This is a genomic window from Streptomyces marianii (assembly GCF_005795905.1).
GTDB classification, from domain to species: Bacteria; Actinomycetota; Actinomycetes; order Streptomycetales; family Streptomycetaceae; genus Streptomyces; species Streptomyces marianii.
Genome location: NZ_VAWE01000001.1, coordinates 6,091,603 through 6,113,388 on the forward strand (window position 1 = coordinate 6,091,603; position 21,786 = coordinate 6,113,388).

The 21,786-nt window shown below is 70.2% G+C and carries 22 protein-coding genes and 1 pseudogene; 11 read left to right on the forward strand and 12 right to left on the reverse strand.

Annotated features, from left to right (window positions below):
* Positions 1 to 13: 13 nt before the first annotated feature.
* The 5 genes from FEF34_RS27720 to FEF34_RS27740 form a co-directional block, all read right to left on the reverse strand.
* The gene (locus FEF34_RS27720) at positions 14 to 307 is read right to left on the reverse strand and encodes a hypothetical protein (RefSeq protein WP_138055574.1); all 294 of its coding nucleotides are present in this window, start codon (positions 305 to 307) and stop codon (positions 14 to 16) included.
* A gap of 434 nt (positions 308 to 741) precedes the next feature.
* Positions 742 to 1,752, reverse strand: coding sequence for an LLM class F420-dependent oxidoreductase (locus FEF34_RS27725; protein WP_138055575.1), 1,011 nt, complete (start codon positions 1,750 to 1,752; stop codon positions 742 to 744).
* 123 nt (positions 1,753 to 1,875) lie between these two features.
* A complete protein-coding gene (locus tag FEF34_RS27730; RefSeq protein WP_171053113.1) occupies positions 1,876 to 2,673 on the reverse strand; it encodes a DUF5336 domain-containing protein in 798 nt (265 codons plus the stop codon).
* 206 nt (positions 2,674 to 2,879) lie between these two features.
* The gene (locus FEF34_RS27735) at positions 2,880 to 3,884 is read right to left on the reverse strand and encodes an N-acetylmuramoyl-L-alanine amidase (protein WP_138055576.1); all 1,005 of its coding nucleotides are present in this window, start codon (positions 3,882 to 3,884) and stop codon (positions 2,880 to 2,882) included.
* A gap of 33 nt (positions 3,885 to 3,917) precedes the next feature.
* Positions 3,918 to 4,571, reverse strand: coding sequence for a class I SAM-dependent methyltransferase (locus tag FEF34_RS27740; protein ID WP_138055577.1), 654 nt, complete (start codon positions 4,569 to 4,571; stop codon positions 3,918 to 3,920).
* Between the two features lie 724 nt (positions 4,572 to 5,295).
* On the opposite strand from FEF34_RS27740, the gene FEF34_RS27750 reads away from it, so the two are divergent.
* On the forward strand, positions 5,296 to 5,577 hold the full coding sequence (locus tag FEF34_RS27750; RefSeq protein WP_138055579.1) for a hypothetical protein: 282 nt from the start codon (positions 5,296 to 5,298) through the stop codon (positions 5,575 to 5,577).
* Positions 5,578 to 6,078: 501 nt separating this feature from the next.
* On the opposite strand, the gene FEF34_RS27755 is transcribed toward FEF34_RS27750, so the two are convergent.
* The gene (locus FEF34_RS27755; RefSeq protein WP_138055580.1) at positions 6,079 to 6,594 is read right to left on the reverse strand and encodes an SMI1/KNR4 family protein; all 516 of its coding nucleotides are present in this window, start codon (positions 6,592 to 6,594) and stop codon (positions 6,079 to 6,081) included.
* Positions 6,595 to 6,835: 241 nt separating this feature from the next.
* Between FEF34_RS27755 and FEF34_RS27760 the strand changes: the two genes are divergently transcribed.
* Genes FEF34_RS27760 through FEF34_RS27770 form a run of 3 tightly spaced genes read left to right on the forward strand, consistent with a single transcriptional unit; the run spans position 6,836 to position 8,263 of the window.
* A complete protein-coding gene (locus tag FEF34_RS27760; RefSeq protein ID WP_138055581.1) occupies positions 6,836 to 7,180 on the forward strand; it encodes a transposase in 345 nt (114 codons plus the stop codon).
* Positions 7,177 to 8,007: an IS3 family transposase gene (locus FEF34_RS27765; protein WP_171053114.1), complete on the forward strand. Its 831-nt coding sequence runs from the start codon at positions 7,177 to 7,179 to the stop codon at positions 8,005 to 8,007. The genes FEF34_RS27760 and FEF34_RS27765 overlap by 4 nt, the downstream gene beginning before the upstream one ends.
* Positions 8,008 to 8,011: 4 nt before the next feature.
* Entirely contained in the window at positions 8,012 to 8,263 is a 252-nt protein-coding gene (locus tag FEF34_RS27770) for an integrase core domain-containing protein (RefSeq protein ID WP_138055583.1), read from the forward strand.
* Positions 8,264 to 8,272: 9 nt separating this feature from the next.
* On the opposite strand, the gene FEF34_RS27775 is transcribed toward FEF34_RS27770, so the two are convergent.
* Together FEF34_RS27775 and FEF34_RS27785 are read right to left on the reverse strand one after the other, a co-directional pair.
* The gene (locus FEF34_RS27775) at positions 8,273 to 8,611 is read right to left on the reverse strand and encodes a TnsA-like heteromeric transposase endonuclease subunit (RefSeq protein WP_234042584.1); all 339 of its coding nucleotides are present in this window, start codon (positions 8,609 to 8,611) and stop codon (positions 8,273 to 8,275) included.
* 472 nt (positions 8,612 to 9,083) lie between these two features.
* Entirely contained in the window at positions 9,084 to 9,488 is a 405-nt protein-coding gene (locus FEF34_RS27785; protein WP_138055584.1) for a type II toxin-antitoxin system PemK/MazF family toxin, read from the reverse strand.
* A gap of 167 nt (positions 9,489 to 9,655) precedes the next feature.
* On the opposite strand from FEF34_RS27785, the gene FEF34_RS27790 reads away from it, so the two are divergent.
* The 3 genes from FEF34_RS27790 to FEF34_RS27800 all read left to right on the forward strand — a co-directional run bounded on the left by FEF34_RS27790 (position 9,656) and on the right by FEF34_RS27800 (position 13,255).
* Positions 9,656 to 10,888 (forward strand): IS701 family transposase, encoded by a 1,233-nt coding sequence (locus tag FEF34_RS27790; RefSeq protein WP_138057760.1) that lies wholly within the window; start codon positions 9,656 to 9,658, stop codon positions 10,886 to 10,888.
* Between the two features lie 354 nt (positions 10,889 to 11,242).
* Entirely contained in the window at positions 11,243 to 11,956 is a 714-nt protein-coding gene (locus tag FEF34_RS27795) for a DUF4241 domain-containing protein (protein WP_138055585.1), read from the forward strand.
* Positions 11,957 to 12,427: 471 nt separating this feature from the next.
* A complete protein-coding gene (locus FEF34_RS27800) occupies positions 12,428 to 13,255 on the forward strand; it encodes an HARBI1 family protein (protein ID WP_138055586.1) in 828 nt (275 codons plus the stop codon).
* 61 nt (positions 13,256 to 13,316) lie between these two features.
* Here FEF34_RS27800 and FEF34_RS43245 read toward each other — a convergent pair whose 3' ends face one another.
* From FEF34_RS43245 to FEF34_RS27815, 3 genes are read right to left on the reverse strand one after another with little or no spacing between them, the layout of a single operon-like run.
* Complete coding sequence (locus FEF34_RS43245) at positions 13,317 to 13,688, reverse strand: hypothetical protein (RefSeq protein ID WP_234042585.1); 372 nt, start codon at positions 13,686 to 13,688, stop codon at positions 13,317 to 13,319.
* On the reverse strand, positions 13,685 to 15,712 hold the full coding sequence (locus tag FEF34_RS27810) for a Mu transposase C-terminal domain-containing protein (protein WP_171052745.1): 2,028 nt from the start codon (positions 15,710 to 15,712) through the stop codon (positions 13,685 to 13,687). The genes FEF34_RS43245 and FEF34_RS27810 overlap by 4 nt, the downstream gene beginning before the upstream one ends.
* Positions 15,702 to 16,421: a TnsA-like heteromeric transposase endonuclease subunit gene (locus FEF34_RS27815; protein WP_138057761.1), complete on the reverse strand. Its 720-nt coding sequence runs from the start codon at positions 16,419 to 16,421 to the stop codon at positions 15,702 to 15,704. The genes FEF34_RS27810 and FEF34_RS27815 overlap by 11 nt, the downstream gene beginning before the upstream one ends.
* 334 nt (positions 16,422 to 16,755) lie before the next feature.
* Here FEF34_RS27815 and FEF34_RS27820 point away from each other — a divergent pair, with 334 nt between their 5' ends.
* The 4 genes from FEF34_RS27820 (at position 16,756) to FEF34_RS27835 (ending at position 20,703) form a co-directional block, all read left to right on the forward strand.
* A complete protein-coding gene (locus FEF34_RS27820) occupies positions 16,756 to 17,946 on the forward strand; it encodes a lipid-transfer protein (protein WP_138055588.1) in 1,191 nt (396 codons plus the stop codon).
* 523 nt (positions 17,947 to 18,469) lie between these two features.
* Complete coding sequence (locus FEF34_RS44330; RefSeq protein WP_234043247.1) at positions 18,470 to 18,616, forward strand: colicin E3/pyocin S6 family cytotoxin; 147 nt, start codon at positions 18,470 to 18,472, stop codon at positions 18,614 to 18,616.
* Between the two features lie 9 nt (positions 18,617 to 18,625).
* A complete protein-coding gene (locus tag FEF34_RS27830; protein ID WP_138055589.1) occupies positions 18,626 to 18,856 on the forward strand; it encodes a DUF7683 domain-containing protein in 231 nt (76 codons plus the stop codon).
* Between the two features lie 392 nt (positions 18,857 to 19,248).
* Positions 19,249 to 20,703: an MFS transporter gene (locus FEF34_RS27835; protein ID WP_407698360.1), complete on the forward strand. Its 1,455-nt coding sequence runs from the start codon at positions 19,249 to 19,251 to the stop codon at positions 20,701 to 20,703.
* A gap of 218 nt (positions 20,704 to 20,921) precedes the next feature.
* Here the strand turns inward: FEF34_RS27835 and FEF34_RS27840 are convergent.
* Positions 20,922 to 21,383 (reverse strand): annotated as a pseudogene (locus FEF34_RS27840) (response regulator); the annotation flags it as partial.
* Between the last annotated feature and the right edge of the window lie 403 nt (positions 21,384 to 21,786).

Below are 21,786 nucleotides of genomic sequence, written 5' to 3' on the forward strand. Positions count from 1 at the left end.
CGCGGGGAGAGGGTCAGCGGTGGCGGCGCAGCCGCCCCGCCACGGCGTGTCCGACGAAGAGGTACACGAGCGCGGCGAGACCGTAGCCCGCCACGACCCGTGCCCACGCCTCGTCGAACGTGAACAGGTCGTGCGACCAGCCGGCGAGCCAGCCGGCCACGTCCCGGATCAGGATGACCAGGTCGTTGGCGCGGTTCGCGTCCAGCAGGTACATCAGGATCCACAGGCCGATGATGACGGCCATCACATCGGCGACCACCATGATGATCGTCGCCGCCTGGTTGCTACCACTTCTGCGGGGAGACATGGCAACCGGATTGCCGTTCTCCGTTGAACCAAACCCGGGAGGGATTCGCCCGAGTGGCGGGGCGAACGTCGCCTGACGCCGCACCAGGAGTGGCGGCGGCCCCGAGAGAGCCGCAGGATCGGGCCGGGGTTTCGCGAGGGCCGCATGGTCGGCCGGGCCCTGCGGGAGTCGCTCGGTTCGGGTTGGGGCCCCGCCCTGCGTACGCGCCGCCCGTCGGGACCGTCCGGCGCCGCCTGATACGCGTCGTCCGGCCCGCCCGTTCGCGGAGTCGTCGGCTCGTCCGGTCCACGCCCGGTACGAGGCGGCCCCTCCCGGAGCGGTCACGTCGAGGTGGTTCCAGACGCTCCCCGGTGCTGTCGCCTCGCGAGCACATGTGCCGGAGGCGGCGCGCCCCGCCGTCCCGGCGGACGGCGCCGCTCTGCGGGCGGCGGTGCTCAGCCGTTCAGCTCCGCCAGGACCCTCAGGGTGCGGGGATCCGGTGCCGTCACCAGCAGGTCCGTAACCGGGCCCTTGCGCCATGACTCCAGCCGCTCGGCGACGCGTTCCCGCGGCCCGACGAGCGAGATCTCGTCGGCGAAGGCGTCGGGTACGGCGAGCACCGCCTCCTCGCGGCGGCCCTCGGCGAACAGCCGCTGGATGTGCCGGGCTTCGGCCTCGTAGCCCATGCGCGCCATCAGATCGGCGTGGAAGTTGCGGGCGGCGTGGCCCATGCCGCCGATGTAGAAGCCCAGCATCGCCTTGACCGGGAGCAGCCCTTCGGCGACGTCGTCGCAGACGTGGGCACGGGCCATCGGCGCGATCATGAAGTCCTCGGGCAGTTCGGTGAGCGACGCCTCGTAGACGTCCGTCCGCAGCGGCGACCAGTACAGCGGCAGCCAGCCGTCCGCGATCCGGGTCGTCTGCGCGATGTTCTTCGGGCCCTCGGCCCCCAGCAGCACCGGCAGCCCGGCCCGCAGCGGGTGGGTGATCGGCTTGAGCGCCTTGCCGAGGCCGGTGCCGTCCTCCCCGCTGTACGGGAGGGCGTGGAAGCGGCCGTCGAGTTCCACGGGGCCCTCGCGGCGCAGGACCTGGCGGACGACGTCCACGTACTCCCGGGTCGCCGTCAGTGGGCTCCTCGGGAACGGCCGTCCGTACCAGCCCTCGACGACCTGCGGTCCCGACAGCCCGAGTCCCAGGAGCATCCGCCCGCCTGAGAGGTGGTCGAGCGTGAGCGCGTGCATGGCCGTGGCCGTGGGCGTGCGGGCCGCCATCTGCGCCACCGCCGTGCCGAGCCGGATCCGCGTGGTCCGCGCGGCGATCCAGGTGAGCGGGGTGAACGCGTCGGAGCCCCATGCCTCGGCCGTCCACACGGAGTCGTAGCCGAGCCGCTCCGCCTCCACGGCGAGGTCGGTCTGCGCGGGGTCCGGGCCGCGCCCCCAGTAGCCGAGTGCGAGTCCGAGCCGCATGACCTCAGCCCCTCTCCGGCGGTTCTGACGTATCGTCAGTTCGCTGTTGGTGGACGACTGTACGGCAGCGGCCCCCCGCCCGGAAGGGCGAGGGGCCGCGCTGTGCGCCGGGTGAACGGCGGGTCAGCCGCGCTGGATGCCGGTGGTGTCCTGCAGGACGCCGCGCCGGCCGTCCTGCGTCTGCGCCACCAGGGCCGGGCCGCGCTGGTCGACCGCGAGGTACCAGGTGCCGGGCGCCAGTTCGGCGATCGGCGTCGGGGAGCCGTCCTCCGCGTACAGCGGCCGGGCCACCGGCACCGCGAACCAGAACGGCGAGAACTCCGGGGCCGGGGCGCCCTGCGGCTGCCCCTGCGCGGGGCCGCCGGGCTGCTGGCCCCCGTACGGTTGCTGCTGCCCCGGCTGGCCCCCGTAGGGCTGCTGCTGGGCGCCGGGGTAGCCGTAACCGCCTTGCGGCTGGGCGCCGTAGGGCTGCGGGGTCTGCGGCCTGGGCGCGCCGACCAGGGGGGCCTTGAGGGCGGGGACGAGCGGAGTGGCGATCGCGCCCGCGGCCAGCAGCAGGGTGCCGAGCAGGCCGAGGATCGCACCCGCGCCCGCGTCGCCGTTGATGTCGAGGAGCGTCCAGAACATCGTCCAGAGGGCGAAGACGCTCAGGGCGACGCCGAACTGCGCGACGTCCAGGCCCACGACCTTGCGCCCCGGCATGGCGCGGCCGACGACGATCAGCCCCGCGGCGATGATCCCGCCGAGGTAGATCGACATCACCGTGCCCAGCGAGTCCCAGGCGTTCGGCAGGTCCGCCGAGGAGCAGTCGACGCCGCTCGGGCAGTCGACGCTGACGAAGTCGAGGAACGAGGCGATGAACAGCACCACCGCTGCTCCGATCACCACGCCATCGCCTCGAGTGAGGGAGCGGATGTTCACGTGTAGTCCTTAGTCGGTTGCGTCTCGTCGTGGCGGTCGTCGGTGCCGCCGGTCGGCGGTGCACGCGCGGAGGCTCGGGGGTGGCCCCATCGTACGGGTGCCGGTGAGAACCGGTGTGAGACCCCCGTCCCCGGCGGAGACGAATCTATCGTCTGTCCCGTCAGCCCCGGGCGGTAGGTGCTGATGCCCCGGTCTACCGCCCTGGTCTACCCCAGCAGATAGGTGCTGATGCCTTCGGCGATCCCCTGCGCCGCCTTCTGGCGCCACTGCGAACTCCTCAGCAGGGCCGCGTCCTTCGCGTCACGCATGTTCCCGCACTCGACGAACACTTTGGGAACGGTCGACAGATTCAGTCCGCCGAGATCCCCGCGCTCGTCCAACCCCGTGGCGCCGCCGACGTAGTTGGCGGGCGCGCTGCCGGTGGCCCGCACGAACTTCCCGGCGATGCGCTCCGCCAGTTCGCGGGACGGGCCGACGATCCCGGTGGTGTCGGCGGCACCGCGCTTCACCGGGGCGGGGTGGATCACATGGAAGCCGCGGTTGCCGCTGCCCGAGCCGTCGGCGTGGATCGAGACCACCGCGTCGGCTCCGGCCTCGTTGCCGATACGGGCCCGCTCGTCCACGCAGGGGCCGAACGACCGGTCGCCGTCCTGGGTGAATCGCACCGTTGCGCCCTGCCTCTCCAGCAGGGTGCGAAGACGGTGTGAAACATCGAGGGTGAATGCGGCCTCCGTGTAACCGTCGTTGGTGGACGTGCCCGTGGTGTCGCACTCCTTGCGGTTCGTCCCGATGTCCACGGGTCGGTTGATCTCGCGGGCGTGCCGGAAGTTCCCGGGGTTGTGGCCGGGGTCGATCACGACGACCCTGCCCGCGAGCGGACCCCTGCCCGGAGTGGAGGGCTTGGCGTCCCCGGAGGGCGTCTCCGGGGTGTCCGGGGTGTCCGGGGCATCTGGGGCGTCCGGGCCCCGGGGTGCCGAGGTGCCGCCGCCCGCGGGGGCGGCACCGGACGGCGGCGCGGCGGACGGCGCGGCGCCGGTCTTCTCCGGGCCGCCGGGGGCGGGCGCGGTGCCGGGGCCGCCCGAACCGCCGCAGCCGGCGAGCGTCACCGCCGTCAGCGCGGCGACGGCGAGGACGGCTGCGCCGCGGGCTCCGGCCCGGGACGCGAGGAGGCGGGGCCGGGGCGGGGGCGGCTGGTTCAGGTCGTACGGCACGTCGCGATGCTAGGGGATGACGGGGGCGGTACCTCAGATTCCGGCGCCAGTGCGCCGCAGCACCCGCAGCGAGCCGGTGGCCGACACCTCGGTGAACGCGCCGGAGGCGAGCGCCCTCAGATAGATCCGGTAGGGCGCCTGGCCGGTCCACTCGTCGACCGGGTCGGGGAAGACGTCGTGGATGACGAGCAGGCCGCCCCCGGCCACGTGCGGGGCCCAGCCCTCGTAGTCGTTCGCGGCGTGCTCGTCGGTGTGCCCGCCGTCGACGAAGACCAGGCCCACCTCGCGGCCCCAGACCTTCGCCACCTGCGGCGACCGTCCCACGACGGCGATCACGTGGTCCTCCAGCCCTGCCGCGTGCACGGTGCGGCGGAAGGCGGGGAGGGTGTCCATGCGCCCGACCTCGGGGTCCACGAGCTCCGGGTCGTGGTAGTCCCAGCCCGGCTGCTGCTCCTCGCTGCCGCGGTGGTGGTCGACGGTGACGGCCACGGTTCCGGCCTCGCGCGCGGCGTCCGCCAGCAGGATCGTGGACCGGCCGCAGTACGTCCCGACCTCCAGCAGCGGCAGCCCGAGCGCCCCGGCCTCCACGGCCGCCGCGTACAGGGCGAGGCCCTCGTCGACGGGCATGAAGCCCTTGGCGGCCTCGAACGCGGCGAGGATCTCCGGCTTGGGGGCGGCGGGGGCCATGGGATTCCTCCGGCGGCGTGGTGGGCCTGACGTGCGCGGGGCTGACGTGTGTGGGCTGACATGGGGCGGAGCGAACGGGCCGGACGGCACGGGCCACCCGGACGTCACATCGTAGGGTCCTTGGCGGGCCGCCGTCCGGGCGGGGGCGGCGGTGCCGTTGCGGCCGTTCCAGAGGGAGCGGCCGGTGGGGGAGGCCGGCGTGTGGGCGGAGCGCGGGGCGTCCGGCTGCCTGGAGGGACATGCGGTGAGGGGCATGCGGTGAGCGACATGCCCATCCAGGCGCGGGCTCCTTCCGCGGGTGCCTGCCGTCGCCCGCGGGCTTCAGCGCCACCTCGCAGATGCGCGTCGGGAAGTGGGCCGCGACCCCGCACGGCCTCGTCCCGGGCCTGCTCGTCGCCGACTCGTCGCCGAGCTCGGCGCGATGCGCATCCCCGCCGGGCACCGGCTGACCATGCACTACATCGCCGAACGGGAGTCGCCGACGACGGCACGACGTGGACCGGCGTCGTCTTCCCGCTGCTCGCGGCGGCGTTCCCGGTGCGCCTCCCGCGTACGGGAGGGGTGACGGCGCTTCGCGTCGCGGACGGCGCCCCGACCGGGTGAACGGGCCCCACGGGCGGCGACAGGGCGCCGACGGGTGCTCCCGCCGGATTGGGGACACGATGGACACACGCACGAGAGCTGCCCGGCGACCGCCCGGGACGACGACTGCTGCGGAGGCGCCATGGACACCTGGGCGACGTGGACGACTCAGGGGATCATCGCCGGCACCGGCGGGGTCATGACCACGGAAGGTGGTCCGATCACGGGGGACGTGACCGTGCACACCACGTGGATCGACGGCCTGGCGCAGGTGACCGTGCAGCACACCGGGGCGACCGACTGGTACGCCGTGCAGGGCAGCCCCGTGCCCGCCGACGACGAGGACGTGGGCCGGGCCGTGCATCAGGCGGCCGTGGAGGCGGTCAAGGAGGGCGGCGGCCGGGCGTTCTCGTTCCCCGTCTGAGGCGCCGGCCGCTCGGCGCCGGTGGTGCGCGTCGCGTCGGTGGCGCCGGTGGTGCGCGTCGCGTCGGTGGGGCCGGGGGTGCCCGCCGAACGACGGCGTTCGGGCCGTCCGCGGATCGTGCTCGGAGGTGCGGGGGTGTCCGAGGGGTACGCACGGAGGTGGGTGTCGTCCTGCGCGTCCCGCACAGTGTCGCCGTCGTCGCCGACCGGAAGTGGCACTGTCCTGTCCGACTGAACCTTGCGAGAACTGGTCCTGATGACCTGCGGTTCGCAACCTCAGCTGCGGCAGGTGAGAGCCAGAAGGTCTCACCATAGGTTGCATTATCGGCAGTCTGTTGGGCGCCGAAACGATGCTTGGTTCCTCTTGGACGGGGGTGTCAGATCAGGCTGAGCTGTTCTCCCGGAGTCGGTGGCAGGAGAGTTGCTCCGCGGGACACCTCTAATTTGCGAGTCTCGTTGTCAGCGCCAATACGACGATCCCGCAGTGATGAGTGGCGGTCCGTCAGCAGGATTCGAAGCTGGGGACAGCCGGACCGATGTTGCCGTCTTCGTCCATGAACTCGAGCCGTTCCATAAACGCCACGATGAACTCGGTGAACGAGCCGTCGAAGGTCGCGCATCCCTCTTCGTGGGCCATGGTGACGATCGTCCAGCGGTCTGGATCCGGGTTGCAGGGCAGGAAGAAGTGCTCGTCGCCGCCATAGTCGTAGCCCCAGGAGATCAAGCCGCCCGGCTCGGGGTGGAACGGGTGCGGGAAGTCGTCCGGGCGGCGTTCGCGCGAGTTGGCGAAGCTCTCGTGGATGCGGCGCATGCGCTCCAGCAGCGGGCTGGAGCCGTTGGGGTGGAAGACCACAAGTTCTTCGGCAATCACGCCGGTGCCGTAGATGTCCAAGAATGCCTTGAAGTCGCTCGGCAAGGGTGACCCCACATAGCTCTCGACCTCGGTCCAATCGGCGGGTGACCACCGACGTGGCAACGGCATGCCGAGCAGCTGCTTCAACGCTTCGAGTCCTGCCATGTGCCTCACCTGCTCGATCACCCTGATTGAACGGGGCAAACCTAACGTGATCAACCTGTCCAGTGGAGGGCGGGGTGGCTCCCCGGCCCGCCAGATAGGGAGAGTCGGCCGGCCTGCTCGTCGCGGCGGTCAGCAAGCCGTCGGAGATCTGCTCACGAGTGATCTGTCCCTTGGCCGCGGCGTCGTCCCTGACCATCCCCTCGTAGCGTGGAGCCCTTGATTGCAGGGGAAGTTGGGGTTCATGGGGTCCAAGAAGAAGCCGCCGTACGACGCTGAGTTCCGTGAGGGCGCGGTGCGCATCGTGGTCGAGACCGGGAGGCCGGCCGGCGAGGTCGCCGAGGAGCGCGGCATCAACCCGGGCACGCTGCACAGCTGGGTGTCGCGGTGGCGGCGCAACGGGACGACGTCCTCGGACCGGCCCGTACAACCGACAGCCGCCAGTGGCGGTGGCGGTCGGGTGCGGGAGGCCGAGCGGGCCGAGCTGGAGCGGCTGTGCCGGGAGATCGGGGAGAAGAGCAAGCGGATCCGGGAGCTGGAGATGGAGCGTGATGTCTTCAAGCGATGTATGGCCCTCTGGGTGAAGTGATCGAGAACGCTCCGGAGGCGGTGGTCGCCTTCATCGGTAGCCAGAGGGTCGGGCATGGCGTCCCGCACCGGGTGTCCTGCCGGGTGGTCGGGGTGAGCGAGGCTTGGTTCTACAAGTGGCGCCGGCGCCCCGACGAGCCGACGAAACGCGTGGTCAGGAGGGCGAGGCTGGAGGAGCGGATCATCCACTTCTTCACGGAGTCCGGCGGCACCTACGGCTCGCCGAGGATCACTTTGGATCTGTGGGCGGAGGGCTGGCAGGTGTCGGTGAACACGGTCGCGGAGATCATGGCCGGGCTCGGTCTGCAGGGCCGCAAGCCGCCCAGGCGGCGGTCGCTGACCCGGCAGGGCAAGCGGAAGGCTGCCCCTGACCTGGTGAATCGCCGTTTCGACGCGGTGGCCCCGGACGTTCTCTGGTACGGCGATATGACGGAGATCGAGACCGGCGAGGGCAAGATCTATCTAGCCACGGTCATCGACGCGTTCTCGCGCCGTTGCCTCGGCTACGCCATGGGCGAGCACCATGACGCGGCCTTGGTCGGGGCGTCGTTGAAGATGGCCACCGCGACGCGCGGTGGCCGAAGGGACGGGACGATCTTCCACAGCGACAGGGGAAGTGAGTACACGTCAGAGGCGTACAACACCCTGTGTGACCGTCCGGGCGTGGTGCAGTCCATGGGCAGGGCCCCGGCGTTCTCCGCGAATGTCCCGGTTTGCTCCGACGGGATGTTGCAGATCGATCAGCCTCGTTGCCTGATCGGAACGGGGTCCGGACCGATGACGCACGGATCTCGAAACGGACATCTCGGGAGAACGCCGGGGCCCTGAGTCCATGGGGCGGGTGGGGTCGGCGCTGGACAACGCCGCCGCGGAGTCGTTCAACTCGCTGATCAAGGTCGAGTACATCCACCGGCACCGGTTCGCCACCCGCACCGAGGCCCGCCTGAAGATCGCCACCTGGATCACCGGGTTCTACAACCCGCGACGCAGGCACAGCGCGGCCGGCGGCCTGCCGCCGGAGGAGTTCGAACGGAGCATCACCGAAGCACGCAAGAAGAGCGACCAGAGGTGCCAGGCCGCATAGGAGAGGTCTCTACGAAACCAGGGGATTGACAAACGCCTTCCGCAACCGAGATGCAATTGGCTCCACCACATGGCGCGTATGCCGATAGCCCGCCAGCCACCTGACATTCCGCACCAGGATCTCGTCCGGCGTCCCCACCAGGCGGAAGTCCCACCCCACGTGATCGCAGGCCGCCCGCGTCGCCTCGAACTTCTCCCAGTCCCGAGGCCGGCGCCGTTCCGCCGGGCGGCAGTCGAGCACCACTGCGGAACCATCGTCCCGCCGTGCGAAGTAGTCCGGCACGTGCGAGAGACCCTTGCCGTTCCCCGACGTCCAGAACAGCCAGAACGGCTGCGACGACACCTCCACCACGGAGACTCTGCTGCTCAATTCGGCTGAGCAGCAGAGTCATGCCGGGAAGGCCGCAACGGTCACCGCGTTGTCGCAGGTCATGGTCCGCGTGTCGGAGTTGCCCCGGAATTGGGCAGCAGAGTCCACGGACGGGTCAAAGTCCATCAGCATCACGTGATCACGTTTCAGCCAGGACTCGTACCCGATGTGCCCGCCCGCCGTCGACGACCACCACAGCCCTGGCAGATGCCGCTGCCTTTTGTACGACTTGAACGCGCGTACCGGCGTGAACGCCCTCGAACCGCACTGACCACACATCGGCCAGCGGCCGGCGTAGCTCCGATCCATCTTGCTCGACGTACCCGACCTCGAATCCATTGGCGGGCGGCCCCTGTACGCCGCCGGCCAGCACCGCGTAGCCCAGCTTCCACGGATGGCCTAATACTCCAGCCGTAGATCGTGATCTCGGTGGTGAGTGGCGCCTCTCCGCCTACCCGAGTTCACCGAGACGGAGGGCGTCCCTTATCTCGCTGAGCTTCGCGGTTGTCGCCGGGGTCCGTTCCTTCGCCTGTTCGCCGAGACGGAGGGCGTCCTCAATCTCGCTGAGCTTCGCGGAGGACAGGACGCCCGCCCGCTCGATCAGGTCGTCCTGGGACACGGTGGTCAGCCACGTGCAGGGGGTAAAGCCCGGGCGCGGGAACGCGAACCGCAGCACGCCTTCAAAGGGCAGTTCTTCCATGGCACCTACTTGCACTTCGACGCCCAGACCGCTGATGTCGACGCCCGCAGGAGTGACGACCTGCATCGCCCGGATCCTGGACGCGTCGTCTGCCGCCAGCAGTACGACCAGCCGCCGCTCGTCGAACTCCACCCACCAGACTTCGCCACGTTGCACATGTCCTCCTGACTCAGGACGGCAGGCGGAACTGCGCGACCCTGACGCGTTGTGGAGACGGGTGCGGCCACCGTTGATCATCGTGAGTTGTGTGGACTGACGAAGAGACGGTGGCCGCAGGTCACAGCATAGAACCCACCCGTTGGCGGGACGCGTTCGAGGGCCTGATGGGCCGGATCGCGGGGCGCTTCGCCCGGGTCGAACCCCGGCGCAGGGCGGCGCGGTTGGTGCTCGGTCTATTGGCCGACCTGCCGCGCAAGAACTGCTGGACCATCGCCGAGTGGGCTGGCGAGACCACTCCGGACGGCATGCAGCACCTGTTGGGCAGGGCCAAGTGGGATGCCGATCAGGTCCGCGACGACGTGTGCGGCTACGTGGTGGAGCACCTGCACGACGACCGGGCGGTGCTGGTCGTCGACGAGACCGGCGATGTGAAGAAGGGCACTGGCACGGTCGGCGTCCAGCGCCAATACACCGGCACTGCCGGCCGGATCGAGAACTCCCAAGTCGCCGTCTACCTGGTTTACGCAGGCAAGCGCGGCCACGCCGCAGTGGACCGGGAACTCTACGTTCCGCGCTCCTGGACCTCCGACCCCGACCGCTGCCGCGCCGCGGGCCTTGCCGAGGAAACCACCTTCGCCACCAAGCCGGAGCTGGCCACTCGTATGGTCGCCCGGTTCCTGGACGCCGGCCACCAGGCCGCATGGGTTGCCGGCGACGAGGTCTACGGCGGCGACCCGAAGCTGCGAACCGCACTGGAGGAACGCGGCACCGGCTACGTCCTCGCGGTGGCCTGCTCGCACGAAGTCACCACCGGTGCGGGGAAGTTCCGTGCGGACATCTTGGCCAAGAAGGTGCCCAAGCGGGCCTGGCAGAAGCTCTCCGCAGGGGCCGGGGCCAAGGGCCACCGCGTCTACAACTGGGCAGTCATCGACCTCCCCGACCCCCGCCCCGGGAGTCGTCAGCTACTGATCCGCCGTAACCGCAGCACCGGCGAACTCGCCTACTACCGCTGCTACTCGCCCGCGTCCGTGCCGCTGACCGTGCTGGTCAGAGTCGCCGGATCAAGATGGCGGGTGGAGGAGTTTTTCCAGTCGGGCAAGGGCCTGGCCGCACTCGACGAGCACCAGGTCCGCCGCTATACCTCCTGGTCCCGCTGGGTCACCCTCGCCATGCTCGCGCACGCTTTCCTCGCCGTCGTACGCGCAGACGAGCACACCCGCCCCGCACCCGATGCCCTCATTCCGCTCACCTGCAACGAGATCCAGCGCCTGTTCATCACCCTCATCGTCCGACCCGTCCACGACACAGCCCACCGGCTCGGTTGGTCGAACTGGCGACGCCGCCACCAGGCCCGATCCCAAGCCAGCCACTACCGACGACAAGCCACTCAGGAATGAAGATCACGAACTACGGCTGGAGTACTAACGCCAGGTCCGCTCGCAAGGTAACGCGAGACCTCGCAAGATCTTTCGCAACCTATGCCCGGACTTCGTAAGGTTTAGTGAGACAAGACAGGCACTGTCGTGTGCCTCTGAAGGTTGCATACCCCGAGACCCTGACCAGCGAGGTGGAGAGTCTCGCTGCGCAGCGAGCTGCGGAGTCGTGCAGATCTACCTTGCATTTTTTGGAAGCGAGTGAGGCTGAGTGCGAGAGCTGTGGGGCGCTTGACGCTCCGGGCCGGAGTTCCGCTGTCAGCGGGTGCGTCTATCTTTCGGGCGGGATCGTCCAAAGCTGGCAGTGAGAGGTGAGGCATGGTGCGGGTGACGGATGCTCGGCTGAGGGCAGGTGCGGAGGTTGCTGAGTACCTGGAGGAGGTCCTTACTGCGGGTGCGCGGCTGGGTGTGCTGTCCGACCATCCACTGACCTTCGTTGAAGTGGTCGAGGTCTCGGAGGTGACATCGATCCGGATACCCAGTGGCCGTCTCATCGTGGACTCGCCGTGGACGGACGAGGAGCCCCGCGAGCTCAAGGAGCGGATCTCACCTGGTGTTTATCGCGTGGATGCCGCTTGGGTGGAGGCTCCCCACGAATTCATGGGCGAGTACGTTTCCGGCCGGGAGTGTGCAGCGATTCGCTTGTGTGTCAGGGATGCCCCCGTCGTCGGTTGGGAGATGGGTCTCGCGGTGGGCGACGACATCGAGCGGCTTCAGAAGGGGCAGGAGGTTGGGTTCGAAACCGATACCGCCATGGGCTGCTTCTCCGACGCTGTTGCATGGTCGGCGTTGACCGCGCCGTTCCGCAGCTTTCGGGAGGCGTGCGAGAGCCGCGAGCCAGGCACGTTCGTGTCCCGTGACACCGCGGGCCTGTGCGATGGGTACTTCGAACGGTCCCCTGACGAGTCTCATGGCGCTGACCTGCTCACCTTCGTGGCCAACGAAGGGCGAACTGTCGTCTGGCTCGGCCGCACGGACAGCGGCAGCGTCGCCTCGATCGTCGTGGTCCCGCACCTAGACATGTTGGCCTGAGCTGCCCGTGCAGGATGAAGCCTCACGCGCGGGAGGGTTTCGAGGTCACGGATACCGGTTGAGATGAGGGAGGTAGTGAGGGTGGGGGTTCCTCGTGGAGATCCGCACGTGAGACCACGCGCGTCGGTAAACAGACGCGAGATGGCGGTGCCGTTCCAGGGAGTCGCCGGCTCGCTTGGTGGGGTCGAATTCTCGTGCCTGGCGTTCCTGGGCGCGGCGTGTAGCGACGTGTAGATGAGGCCGGTAGAGGTGAGGAGTCCGGGTTGGCTTTCTGTCTGGAAAGAGGCGGATCGGAGCCACCGGAGGGCGTCGGGAATTGACGTCAGCCCAATGAAGTCTTCTCGGCAACGTGACGGTTGCGGTGTGTGATGGTGCCGGGCGGCGGGATGGTGACTCGGCGTCAGACATGAGTGAAGCCCCTGGTAGGAACGGGTCTGCGAAGATCACGTTCCGTACAACCAGAGGCTCCACGTGCCCTCCAGTATCACCTACACCGCCGTGCTCGATGTCCGCAGGGCGACCGCCGAGCATCTCGCGAAGCTACTGCGCGGGCACCGCGAGCAGCTCGGGACCCGCAAGGGCACTCGAGCGCTGGGCGTCTTCAAACAGGCGGTACTCGTGCTGCGCTGGTTCGTCGACGGTACCCGGCTGGTCCAGCTCGCCCGGGACAACGGCATCTCGGTACCGACCGCCTACCGCTACCTGCACGAAGGACTGACCGTGCTCGCCGATCATGCGCCCGATCTGTCCACCGCGCTGGAGCGGGCGGTGGCGGCCGGGTACACCCATCTCAACCTAGACGGCACGGTCATCCGCACCGACCGGGTGGCCGCCGCCGGCCCCAACGGCGCGGACCTGTGGTGGTCGGGCAAGCACAAGCATCACGGAGGAAACGTGCAGGTCATCGCCGCCCCGGACGGCTGGCCGATCTGGGTCTCCCCGGTCCGCCCGGGCCGCGAGCACGACACCACCTGCGCACGGGCCCACGGCCTCGTCGACGCCCTGAACCGGCTCGCCGCCACCCTGGGCATCCCGACCCTGACCGACCTCGGCTACGAGAACGCCGGGCCCGGCTTCCGCCACCCGGTCAAGAAGCCCAAGGGCGGTGAACTCGCCGAGCCCGACCAGGCGTTCAACGCCGTGGTCCGAGGCGTCCACGCTGTCGCCGAACGCGCCAACGCCCTGCTGAAGGTCACTTTCAAGGCCCTGCGCAGGGTCAGCCTCGACCCCGCGGCCATCACCCGCATCGCCCGAGCCGCCCTCGTCCTGCTCCAGCTCGAACACGGCCGCACTGCCTGAACGAAGATCACAAACCGTCACGAGACGTTACCGAGAAGAGTTCAATGACTGATCGGGTCGTTCACTCGATCTCGGGTGTAGGGCGGGCAGGACAGGATTCGTCCCGGCCGGAGGCGCCGGAGAGGATCACGCCGCGGCGGGCGGAGATCTGGTTGCGGTTGAGCTGGATCAGTAACCGGGAGGTGGCGGTGACCTTGCGGATGACCGGGGTGTTCACCATCGGCAGATCGGCGTGATACTCGCGGCGCCGTTCGTCCTCACGCATCCCTTCCCGCGGACCCAGCGCTGCCCGTTCACCGGCTGTCAGCAGCCGGGGCGGGACTGGCTCGTGGCCGACGAAGTGACGCCATCCCTCCTTGGTAGTCAGCGGGTTGTCCGGCGGAACCTGTGAGGCCGGGGCCGCCTCCGGGGCGGACGGGGAGGACGTGCTCATAGCCACCTCTCGGCTTCTGCGTGAGCGTCGAAGATCCCGAACTCCACCGCCGCCGCGGGCGGCTGGACCTCGGGCTCCGGCTCCGCGCGGCGTTCGGTCTCGGGCGCCGCTGCGGGCGCGGGGACGGCGCGGGCGGTGCGGGTTCGTGCGGCCACTTTGGCCGACCGGGTGTCAGGGCCGTGCTCGGCGCGGGTGAGCAAACTGTCCAGGACGCGGGCGACGGCCGTTTCGTTGGTGTCGTCCAGTCCGGCCTCGGCTGCTAGGCGGCGCGCGTGTTGCCAGGTGAAGTCCGCGAACGGCGCGTTCACGAGGGGCCACTGCGTCCAGGGCGCGGTGATCCAACCGCCCGGTGTGCGGACGAACACCTGGGACAGGTCGTAGGGGTCGTAGTGCACTTCCCACAGACCGCGCTTGGCGGTGATCCCGGAGTGCTCGCGTCGATGCGGCGCCAGGGCGGGGCAGTCGTAGGTGCGGTAGCTGATCTGGATGCCGTAGTCGTTGATCGCCCGCCAGGCCACCGGCAGCAGTTCGAGGTAGTCCTCGCCGCGGAGCACGAGCGGCAGATAGCCGCAGGCCGCCACCAGCGAGGCGTACTTGTCGTTCGGCGACATCGCCCTCTTCGGGCGGAACGGGTCGCGCAGAGTGCTGTGCGGCCGCACCTGCCACCCGGCCAGCAGCCACTCATCCAGCAGGTCCTGAAGCTCCGGGACCGTCCAGACGGCCCGGTCCTCGACTCGTTCGCCGCGGCGGGAGACATCCCGCCCGGTGTAGCCGGCCAGGTGTTGGGTGAACAGCGTGTTGATCGAGGAGAACGTGGCTTCCACGATCGCCTTGTCGGTCGGCGTGCGGGGACGCGCTCGCTGGACTGAGATGCCGAGCCTCTCGCAGGCGCGCAGGAACGTGTCGGAGATGAACACCTTGCCGCCGTCGATGACGACTGTGTCCGGCACGATCACCGGTTTCGCCGCGGCCTGCTCCATCCGCGCGTCCGCGTCCAGCAGCCGCATGTGAGGCATTCGAGACGCCGCCATGCGTAACGACTCGGACCAGCCAGGCCGCATCGGTTCGGGCACCAGCATCCGGGCCAGCAGCAGCGAGGCGTCCACCGCCTTGGTGCCCACCGGCCGCAGCACTGCGGCGCAAACCGTGCGGGTGGCGACGTCGACCGCGATCGTCAGATCCGCGCGGGCCGTCACCCCGGAGTCGAGCACCACCATCACATCCAGCGGGGTGGAGTCGATCTGTACTTGTTCCCCGGGCCGGTCCGCGAACGTCGGCGTGAACGGCCCTTGCGGCCGGTTCGCCGCCTGGCGCCGCGTGACCGCCGAACCGAAGGTGTGCCGCCCGGCTGAGAGCGCGTCGATCAGCTTGTAGAAGGTGTTCTTGCTCGGCAGCGGCACCACCCCCTCACCATGGGTCATTTCCACTGCTTTGATCACCCTGCGGATCAGGCGCGAGCGGGTCCCCGTCGACGTGTGCGTCTCCGCGTCGAGGACCTCACGGATCGCCGCCACCAAGCGGGCATCCGCCCGCCCGGTCGGTTCCGATGTCCGCACCAGACGCTGATCGACCAGCCCCCAGAGCCCCTGCCGGGCATAACGGGCCCGCTTCTCGTTCACCGTTCGCAGGCCCACTCCCAGCTCGTCAGCCTTCGCCTGGGCCCGCTCGACCAGCGGATGTTCCGCCGGGTCGTATTCAGGCCGTGGAGAAGCGCCCGGCTTGGCGCTGGAGGGCAGCCCCCTGTTGACCTCCAGGACATGGCTCTCCCACTCCTTCGCCGCCGTCAGCACCGGCTTCGGTAACGTCGCCAGCAGCCCGGACGGCTCCAGCGCGGGCAGGGGCTCCGTGCCCGTGACGGCGAAGTCCGGCGCCGCCATCAGGTGCGAGGCCAGCACCACCGACTCCGTCCCGGACTGAGACCGCAGCCGCACCGACGTCCCGGCGAGCGCCACCACCAGGTGGTCCCCGTCGTCGTAGGTGATCCAGTCACCGGGGCGAAGCACCGCCCCGCGCTCAGCAGCCACCGGCCACCCCCACGGACACCGCAGCTTCAGTGTGCAGCGGAACGGACACGTCCACGGCCAGCTCGTGAGTCCACAGCAGGTGGAACAGCACCGGTAGCACCGCGATCTCATCCCCCACCGAGGCGGCCCCGCTCATCAACGGCCGCGGCTCGGCGAACGCGACCAGCAACTCCGAGGCGACTGACTCCAGCCGGTGCCGCGGGTGCCGGTAGCCGGCCAGCCAACGCACATTGCGTACCACGATTGCGTCCGGCGCCCCCACCAGGGAGAACTCCCACCCCACCTGAGCACAAGCTGTCTGCGTGGCCTCGAACTTCGCCATGTCCCTCGGCTTGCGGCGGTCCGCCGGACGGCAGTCGACCACGACCGCCGTGCCGTCCTCCCGGCGGGCGAAGTAGTCCGGCGCGTGCGAGACGCCCTTGCCTGCATCCGACCGCCAGAACAGCCAGAACGGCTGCGACGAGATCCCCACCACAGACGGGTCGAAGTCCAGCAGCATCACGTGATCGCGCTCCAGCCAGGACTCGTAGCCGATATGGCCGCCGACCGTCGCCGACCACCACAGACCTGGCAGATGCCGCTGCCCCTGGTACGACTGGAACGCGCGTACCGGAGCGACGTCCTCGAACCTCACTGCCCAGGCATTCGCCAGCGGCAGGCGGAACTCGGACCCGTCTCGGTCGGCGTACGCGACCTCGAACCCCTCCACCGGTGGCCGGGTGATCCCTCCCGGCAGCACCTCTAACGCATGTACCACGACCGGTTAACGCGTCCCCCGATGCAAGGTCACTCTGACCACTGCGAGATTGGATGCAGAGTCAAGCTGACCTTTGCAGGGTTCAGAGCTACAGGACAGGCACGCCTTTCCGGCCGTACGCCGATTCCACCACGCATCTGACCTTCCGTCAGATTGAAACGTGTTCTACTCTCCGGCTCCATGGGGAGCGGAAGCATCGCGATCACTCACGACACAGCGCGCCCTCACGGACTCCGTGCGCCGCTGGGTCACGACTGACCGCCCCGAGACCGAAGGAGTCCTTCCGGTGAAGAGCTACATCGTCGGCGTCGGTATGACGAAGTTCGAGAAGCCCGAGTCGAGGGACTGGCGATACCCGGACATGGCGAAGGAGGCCGGTACCGCGGCCCTCGCCGACGCCGGCATCCCGTACGGGCTCGTCCAGCAGGTCCCGGTCGGCTACTGCTTCCAGCCGTCCACGGCCGGGCAGCGTGCGGTGTACGAACTCGGCCTCAGCGGAGTCCCCGTCTACAACGTCAACAACAACTGCGCCACCGGCTCCACGGCGCTCATGATGGCGCGGCAGTTCGTCGAGGGCGGGCTCAGCGACTGCGTACTGGCGCTGGGCTTCGAGCAGATGAAGAAGGGAGCGCTCGGCGGCGGAGCGGACGGTGGGGACTTCGCCGCCTCGCCCGTGGCCCGCCACTACGGGATCATGGCCGCCGCCCACGGCTTCGAGCGGACCCCGCCCACCGCCCAGATCTTCGGCAACGCGGCCCGCGAGCACATGGAACGCCACGGCACCACCGAGCGGCAGCTCGCCGCCGTCGCCGCCAAGAACCACCGGCACTCCGCCGCCAACCCGTACGCCCAGTTCCGCACGGTGTACGAGGTGGACGAGATCCTCGCCGACAAGCCGGTCCACCCCCCGCTCACCCGCCTCCAGTGCTCGCCCACCTCCGACGGGGCCGCCGCGGCCGTCGTCGTGTCCGAACGGTTCCTCGTCGAACACGGCCTCCACGACAAGGCCGTCGAGATCGCCGGGCAGGCGATGGCCACCGACACCGCCGACTCCTTCTCCTCGGGCTCCTGCGTCGACGTCGTGGGCACGCCCGTGTCCCGGGCCGCGGCCCGGGGGGCTTTCCAGGCGTCCGGACTCGGCATCGAGGACATCGACGTCATCGAGCTGCACGACTGCTTCTCGATCAACGAGCTGCTCACGTACGAGGCGCTCGGCATGTGCCCATGCGGCGAGTCCGGCAAGCTCGTCGAGTCCGGGGCGACGACGTACGGCGGACGGTGGGTGGTCAACCCCTCGGGCGGCCTCATCTCCAAGGGCCACCCCCTGGGCGCCACCGGCCTCGCCCAGGCCGCGGAACTGACCTGGCAGCTGCGCGCCGAGGCCGGCCCGCGCCAGGTCTCCGGAGCGCGCACGGGGCTCGCCCACAATATCGGCCTGGGCGGCGCGGCGGTGGTGACGGTGCTGCGGAAGGGGTGAGGGGCGGGGGCAGGTGCCGGGCACTGGTCGCGGGGGAGCGCCGGCAGCGGTCGCTGCCGGCGCTCCCCCGCGGGCGGCCGCTGTCAGTTCCAGGTGCTGAACGGCGTGGTGGAGGCGTAGAGTCGGCTGGTGGCGGCTGCGGTCCAGCCCGCCTTGCCGGGGTTGAACATAGCGTCGGGCCGGGTGGTCCAGGTCCACATCTTGACGCCGCTGTGGGGCTGGTGGTTCAGCAGGGCGAGGCCGTCGCGGCCATCGCCGCCGCACCGGGCTCACCGCCGCACCGGGCTCACCGTCGCACCGGGCTCACCGTCGCACCGGGCTCACCGTCGGGCGGCGCCTGCACCGTCGGCGACGGTGCAGGCTGGTTCGGCGACGGCTTGGGTGCGGTACTCCGCGAGGCTCAGGCCAGAAGCTCCGCCACACAGAAGGTCACCACCGGGCCGGTCGAGGCTCCGGACACCCTCAAAGCCTCCCGAACGCGAGCAAGGCCGAGCCGAAGACTCCCGTCCGGGGCGGCGGCGGTCTGCGCAAGCGCTGGAAGGACCCGAAGGGGGACCTCGACGAGTGGGACTCCCGGCACGGCGCGGTGGAGAAGTACAACAAGCGGGGGAAGCAGCAGAGTTCGTTGGGCAGACCGGCGAACAGACCAGCCCGCCGACCCGTCTCGTAAGGTGACGCCGTGAGTTGTCTGATCACTTCGTACCGGATCGATTCCGACTTCCCCGATGGCGAGACGGACGTCTCGGACCTGGACGTGCGTGTCCTGGCCGACCTGATAGGGGTCCCGACCGACCGGCTCGTCGACGTGTACCGCCTGGAAGAGCGCCACACGGCTGTCCTCGGCCCGCTCACGGGCATCGAGTTCGATCTCGGAACCCGCGAGTACTTCCTGGAGGCGGTGGCCGACTGAGTCACCGCTCTCCGCCACGGCCCGCCGGTCCTCCGGGGGCCGCCCTCGTGAGCGATCCGATCTCGACGAACCGGTCCGGGGAGTGGCCGTGCGCTGTGCCGGGTCACGCCCCGGGCGCAGCACGCACTCCGGTACGGCACGCCGGGGCAGCAGCGGACTCACGGACGCGCCGGCTGGGCCAGCAGCCGCTCCACAACTGGAACCAGCCCGTTCCCGTGCAGGCCCCCGCTCCCGGCAAGGGGCGCCGACCTGGCCCGCCTCTCCTGAGAGCCCCGCCTCGGCCCGCCGGGGCGGCGCGGCCCGGTGGGGGCCGAGTCCAGGACCGGAGTCCCGGTCTCGTACGTCGCAATGCAGGATGTACGGATGAACAGGTGCCTGGGAGCATGACGCTCATGACCCACACCCACCGTGCCCCGTCCGGCACCTCAGGCCCCGCCGTAGCGGTCGCGGGGAGCACCGACCGTACCGAGCAGCGGATGTGGGCTGTGGTGCCGGCGGCCTGCGCCGGGCAGTTCCTCGTCGTGCTGGATGTGTCCGTCGTCAACACTGCGCTGCCGTCGATGCGAAGCGACCTGGGGCTGAGCAGCGCGGGGCTGCAGTGGGTCGTCAACGCGTACTCGATCGTCCTCGCCGGGTTCATGCTGCTCGGCGGACGCGCCGGGGACCTCTACGGCCGCAAGCGGATGTTCCTGGTGGGGCTGGGGGTGTTCACCGTCGCGTCGCTGGCGGGCGGGCTCGCGCAGGAGGGCTGGCACCTGCTCGCCGCGCGCGCCGGGCAGGGTCTGGGCGCGGCCGTCCTCGCCCCCTCGACACTGACGCTGCTCACCTCGGCCGTGCCGGAGGGCCCCGCACGGGCCCGTGCCATCGCCACCTGGACCGCCGTCGGCGCGGGCGGCGGGGCGGCGGGCGGACTCGTCGGCGGGGTCCTCACCGAGACCCTCTCCTGGCGCTGGACCCTGCTGATCAACGTTCCCGTGGGCGCGGCCGTCGTCGTCCTCGGCGCATGGTGGCTCACCGAGTCCCGCGCGGGGGAGCGTCGCCGGCTGGACCTGCCGGGCGCCGTTCTCGTCACCGCGGGACTCGCGACGCTCGCCTACGGCGTCGTGCAGACCGAGCAGGACGGCTGGACCGCTCCCACGACCCTGCTGCCGTTGCTCGCCGGACCGGCGCTGCTCGCCGCCTTCGTCGCGGTCGAGGCCCGCGCGAGGACGCCCCTGATGCCGCTGAACCTGTTCCGGCTGCGGGCGGTGTCGGCGGCGAACGCCGCGATGTTCAGCTGTGGCGCGGCGATGTTCTGCATGTGGTACTTCATGACGCTCTACGCCCAGAACGTACTGCACTACAGCCCGCTGGCCGCCGGACTCGCCCTCATGCCCAGTTCGCTCGCGGTCGTCCTCGGCTCCAAGCTCGCCCCGCGGCTGATGCGCGTCGCCGGTGCGCGCCGTGTCGCCGTGCTGGGGGTGCTGGTGTCCGCGGCCGGCTTCGGATGGCAGTCCACGATGGATGCGCACGGCTCGTACCTGACGGCGATCATGCTTCCGGGCATGGTGATGATGGCCGGCGGGGGTCTGGCGGGCACACCGCTCGCCTCCCTGGCCACCTCGGGCGCCGCGTCCGGCGACGCGGGTCTCGTCTCCGGCCTGGTCAACACCTCACGGGTGATGGGCGGGGCGTTCGGCCTCGCCGTCCTCGCGACGGTGGCGGCGGCCCGTACGGGCGGCTCGATGACCCCCGAGGCGCTGACGGCCGGGTACGCGCTGGCCTTCCGGACCGGGACCGGCATCCTGCTGGGCGGAGTGCTGATGATGCTGCTGTGGCTGCCGAAGGACCGTGAGCGTCAGGCCTGAACACGGGGCGGTGCGGGGACGCGGGCCGGCGCGGGGGCGCATGCGCGCTCGGGAGTACGGGGGCAGAGGGGCGCACGCGGGAGCGGGCTGCGACGGCGGGACGTGTCCCTCCCACACACAAGCCGCACCGGTGCGAGGACGGGCGCCCACACGGCTCCCCTGCCGGTTCGTGCCGGTTCGGGCTTCGCGCGGTCGCCCCCTCAGGGGCAGCCGCGCACATCCCTCTCCCGCGGGGGTTGCGGACCCGGCTCCGCGCCCGCTGCCGCCGCGAGGGCCGGATCGACGACCGTCTCCCCGCGCAGCACCCGGCGGATCGCGTCCGCCAGTTCCTCCACCGGTCCGTCCTTGACGAGGAATCCCGCCGCCCCCGCCGCCATCGCCCGCCGTAGTGCGCCGGGGCGCGCGAACGTCGTCAGTATCAGCACCCGGCAGCCCGGAACCTCGTCCCGGAGGAGCGCCGCCGCGTCCAGCCCGCCGAGGCCGGGCAGTTCGACGTCCAGCAGCGCCACGTCGGGCCGGGTGACGAGCGCCGAGTCGACGACGGCGTCGCCCGCGGCCACCTGCGCGACGACCTCGATGTCCGCTTCCATTCCGAGCAGCAGCGCGAGGCCGCCGCTCATCCCCTGGTCCTCCGCGAGCAGAACTCTGACGGACTTGCCGGACCGTCGATCGTGGGGCATTTCGTCCATCGCATCATGATATGGCCGAAGTGCCCGTCGGGCGCCGGGTGTGGGTACCCGGGTTCAGGTGGATGTGGGGGCGGGCCCCGTTCGGACCGAACCCCGGAGGTCCCCGCGGGTGCCCCGGAGTGGCGGCCCGGGGTCTCCTGGCGAACGCCCGAAGGCTCCTGCGAGCGGCCGGACACACCGATCTGACGTAGCGTCAGCAGCCTTCACAAGTGATGGGGCGTGCGTTATACATAGGGGCCAACCGGCCTAGAACGCGTTCTAGGGCGTGTTGCGAAAGTAGCTCCGTCCGCCCGTAGGGCGGGGCCTGCGGCGTCTGGTGCATGGGGTCTCCTCCGGCCCTCCGGTCGAGGGGGTGGGGTCTGGTCCGGCCCTCCGGTCGAGGGGGTGGGGTCTG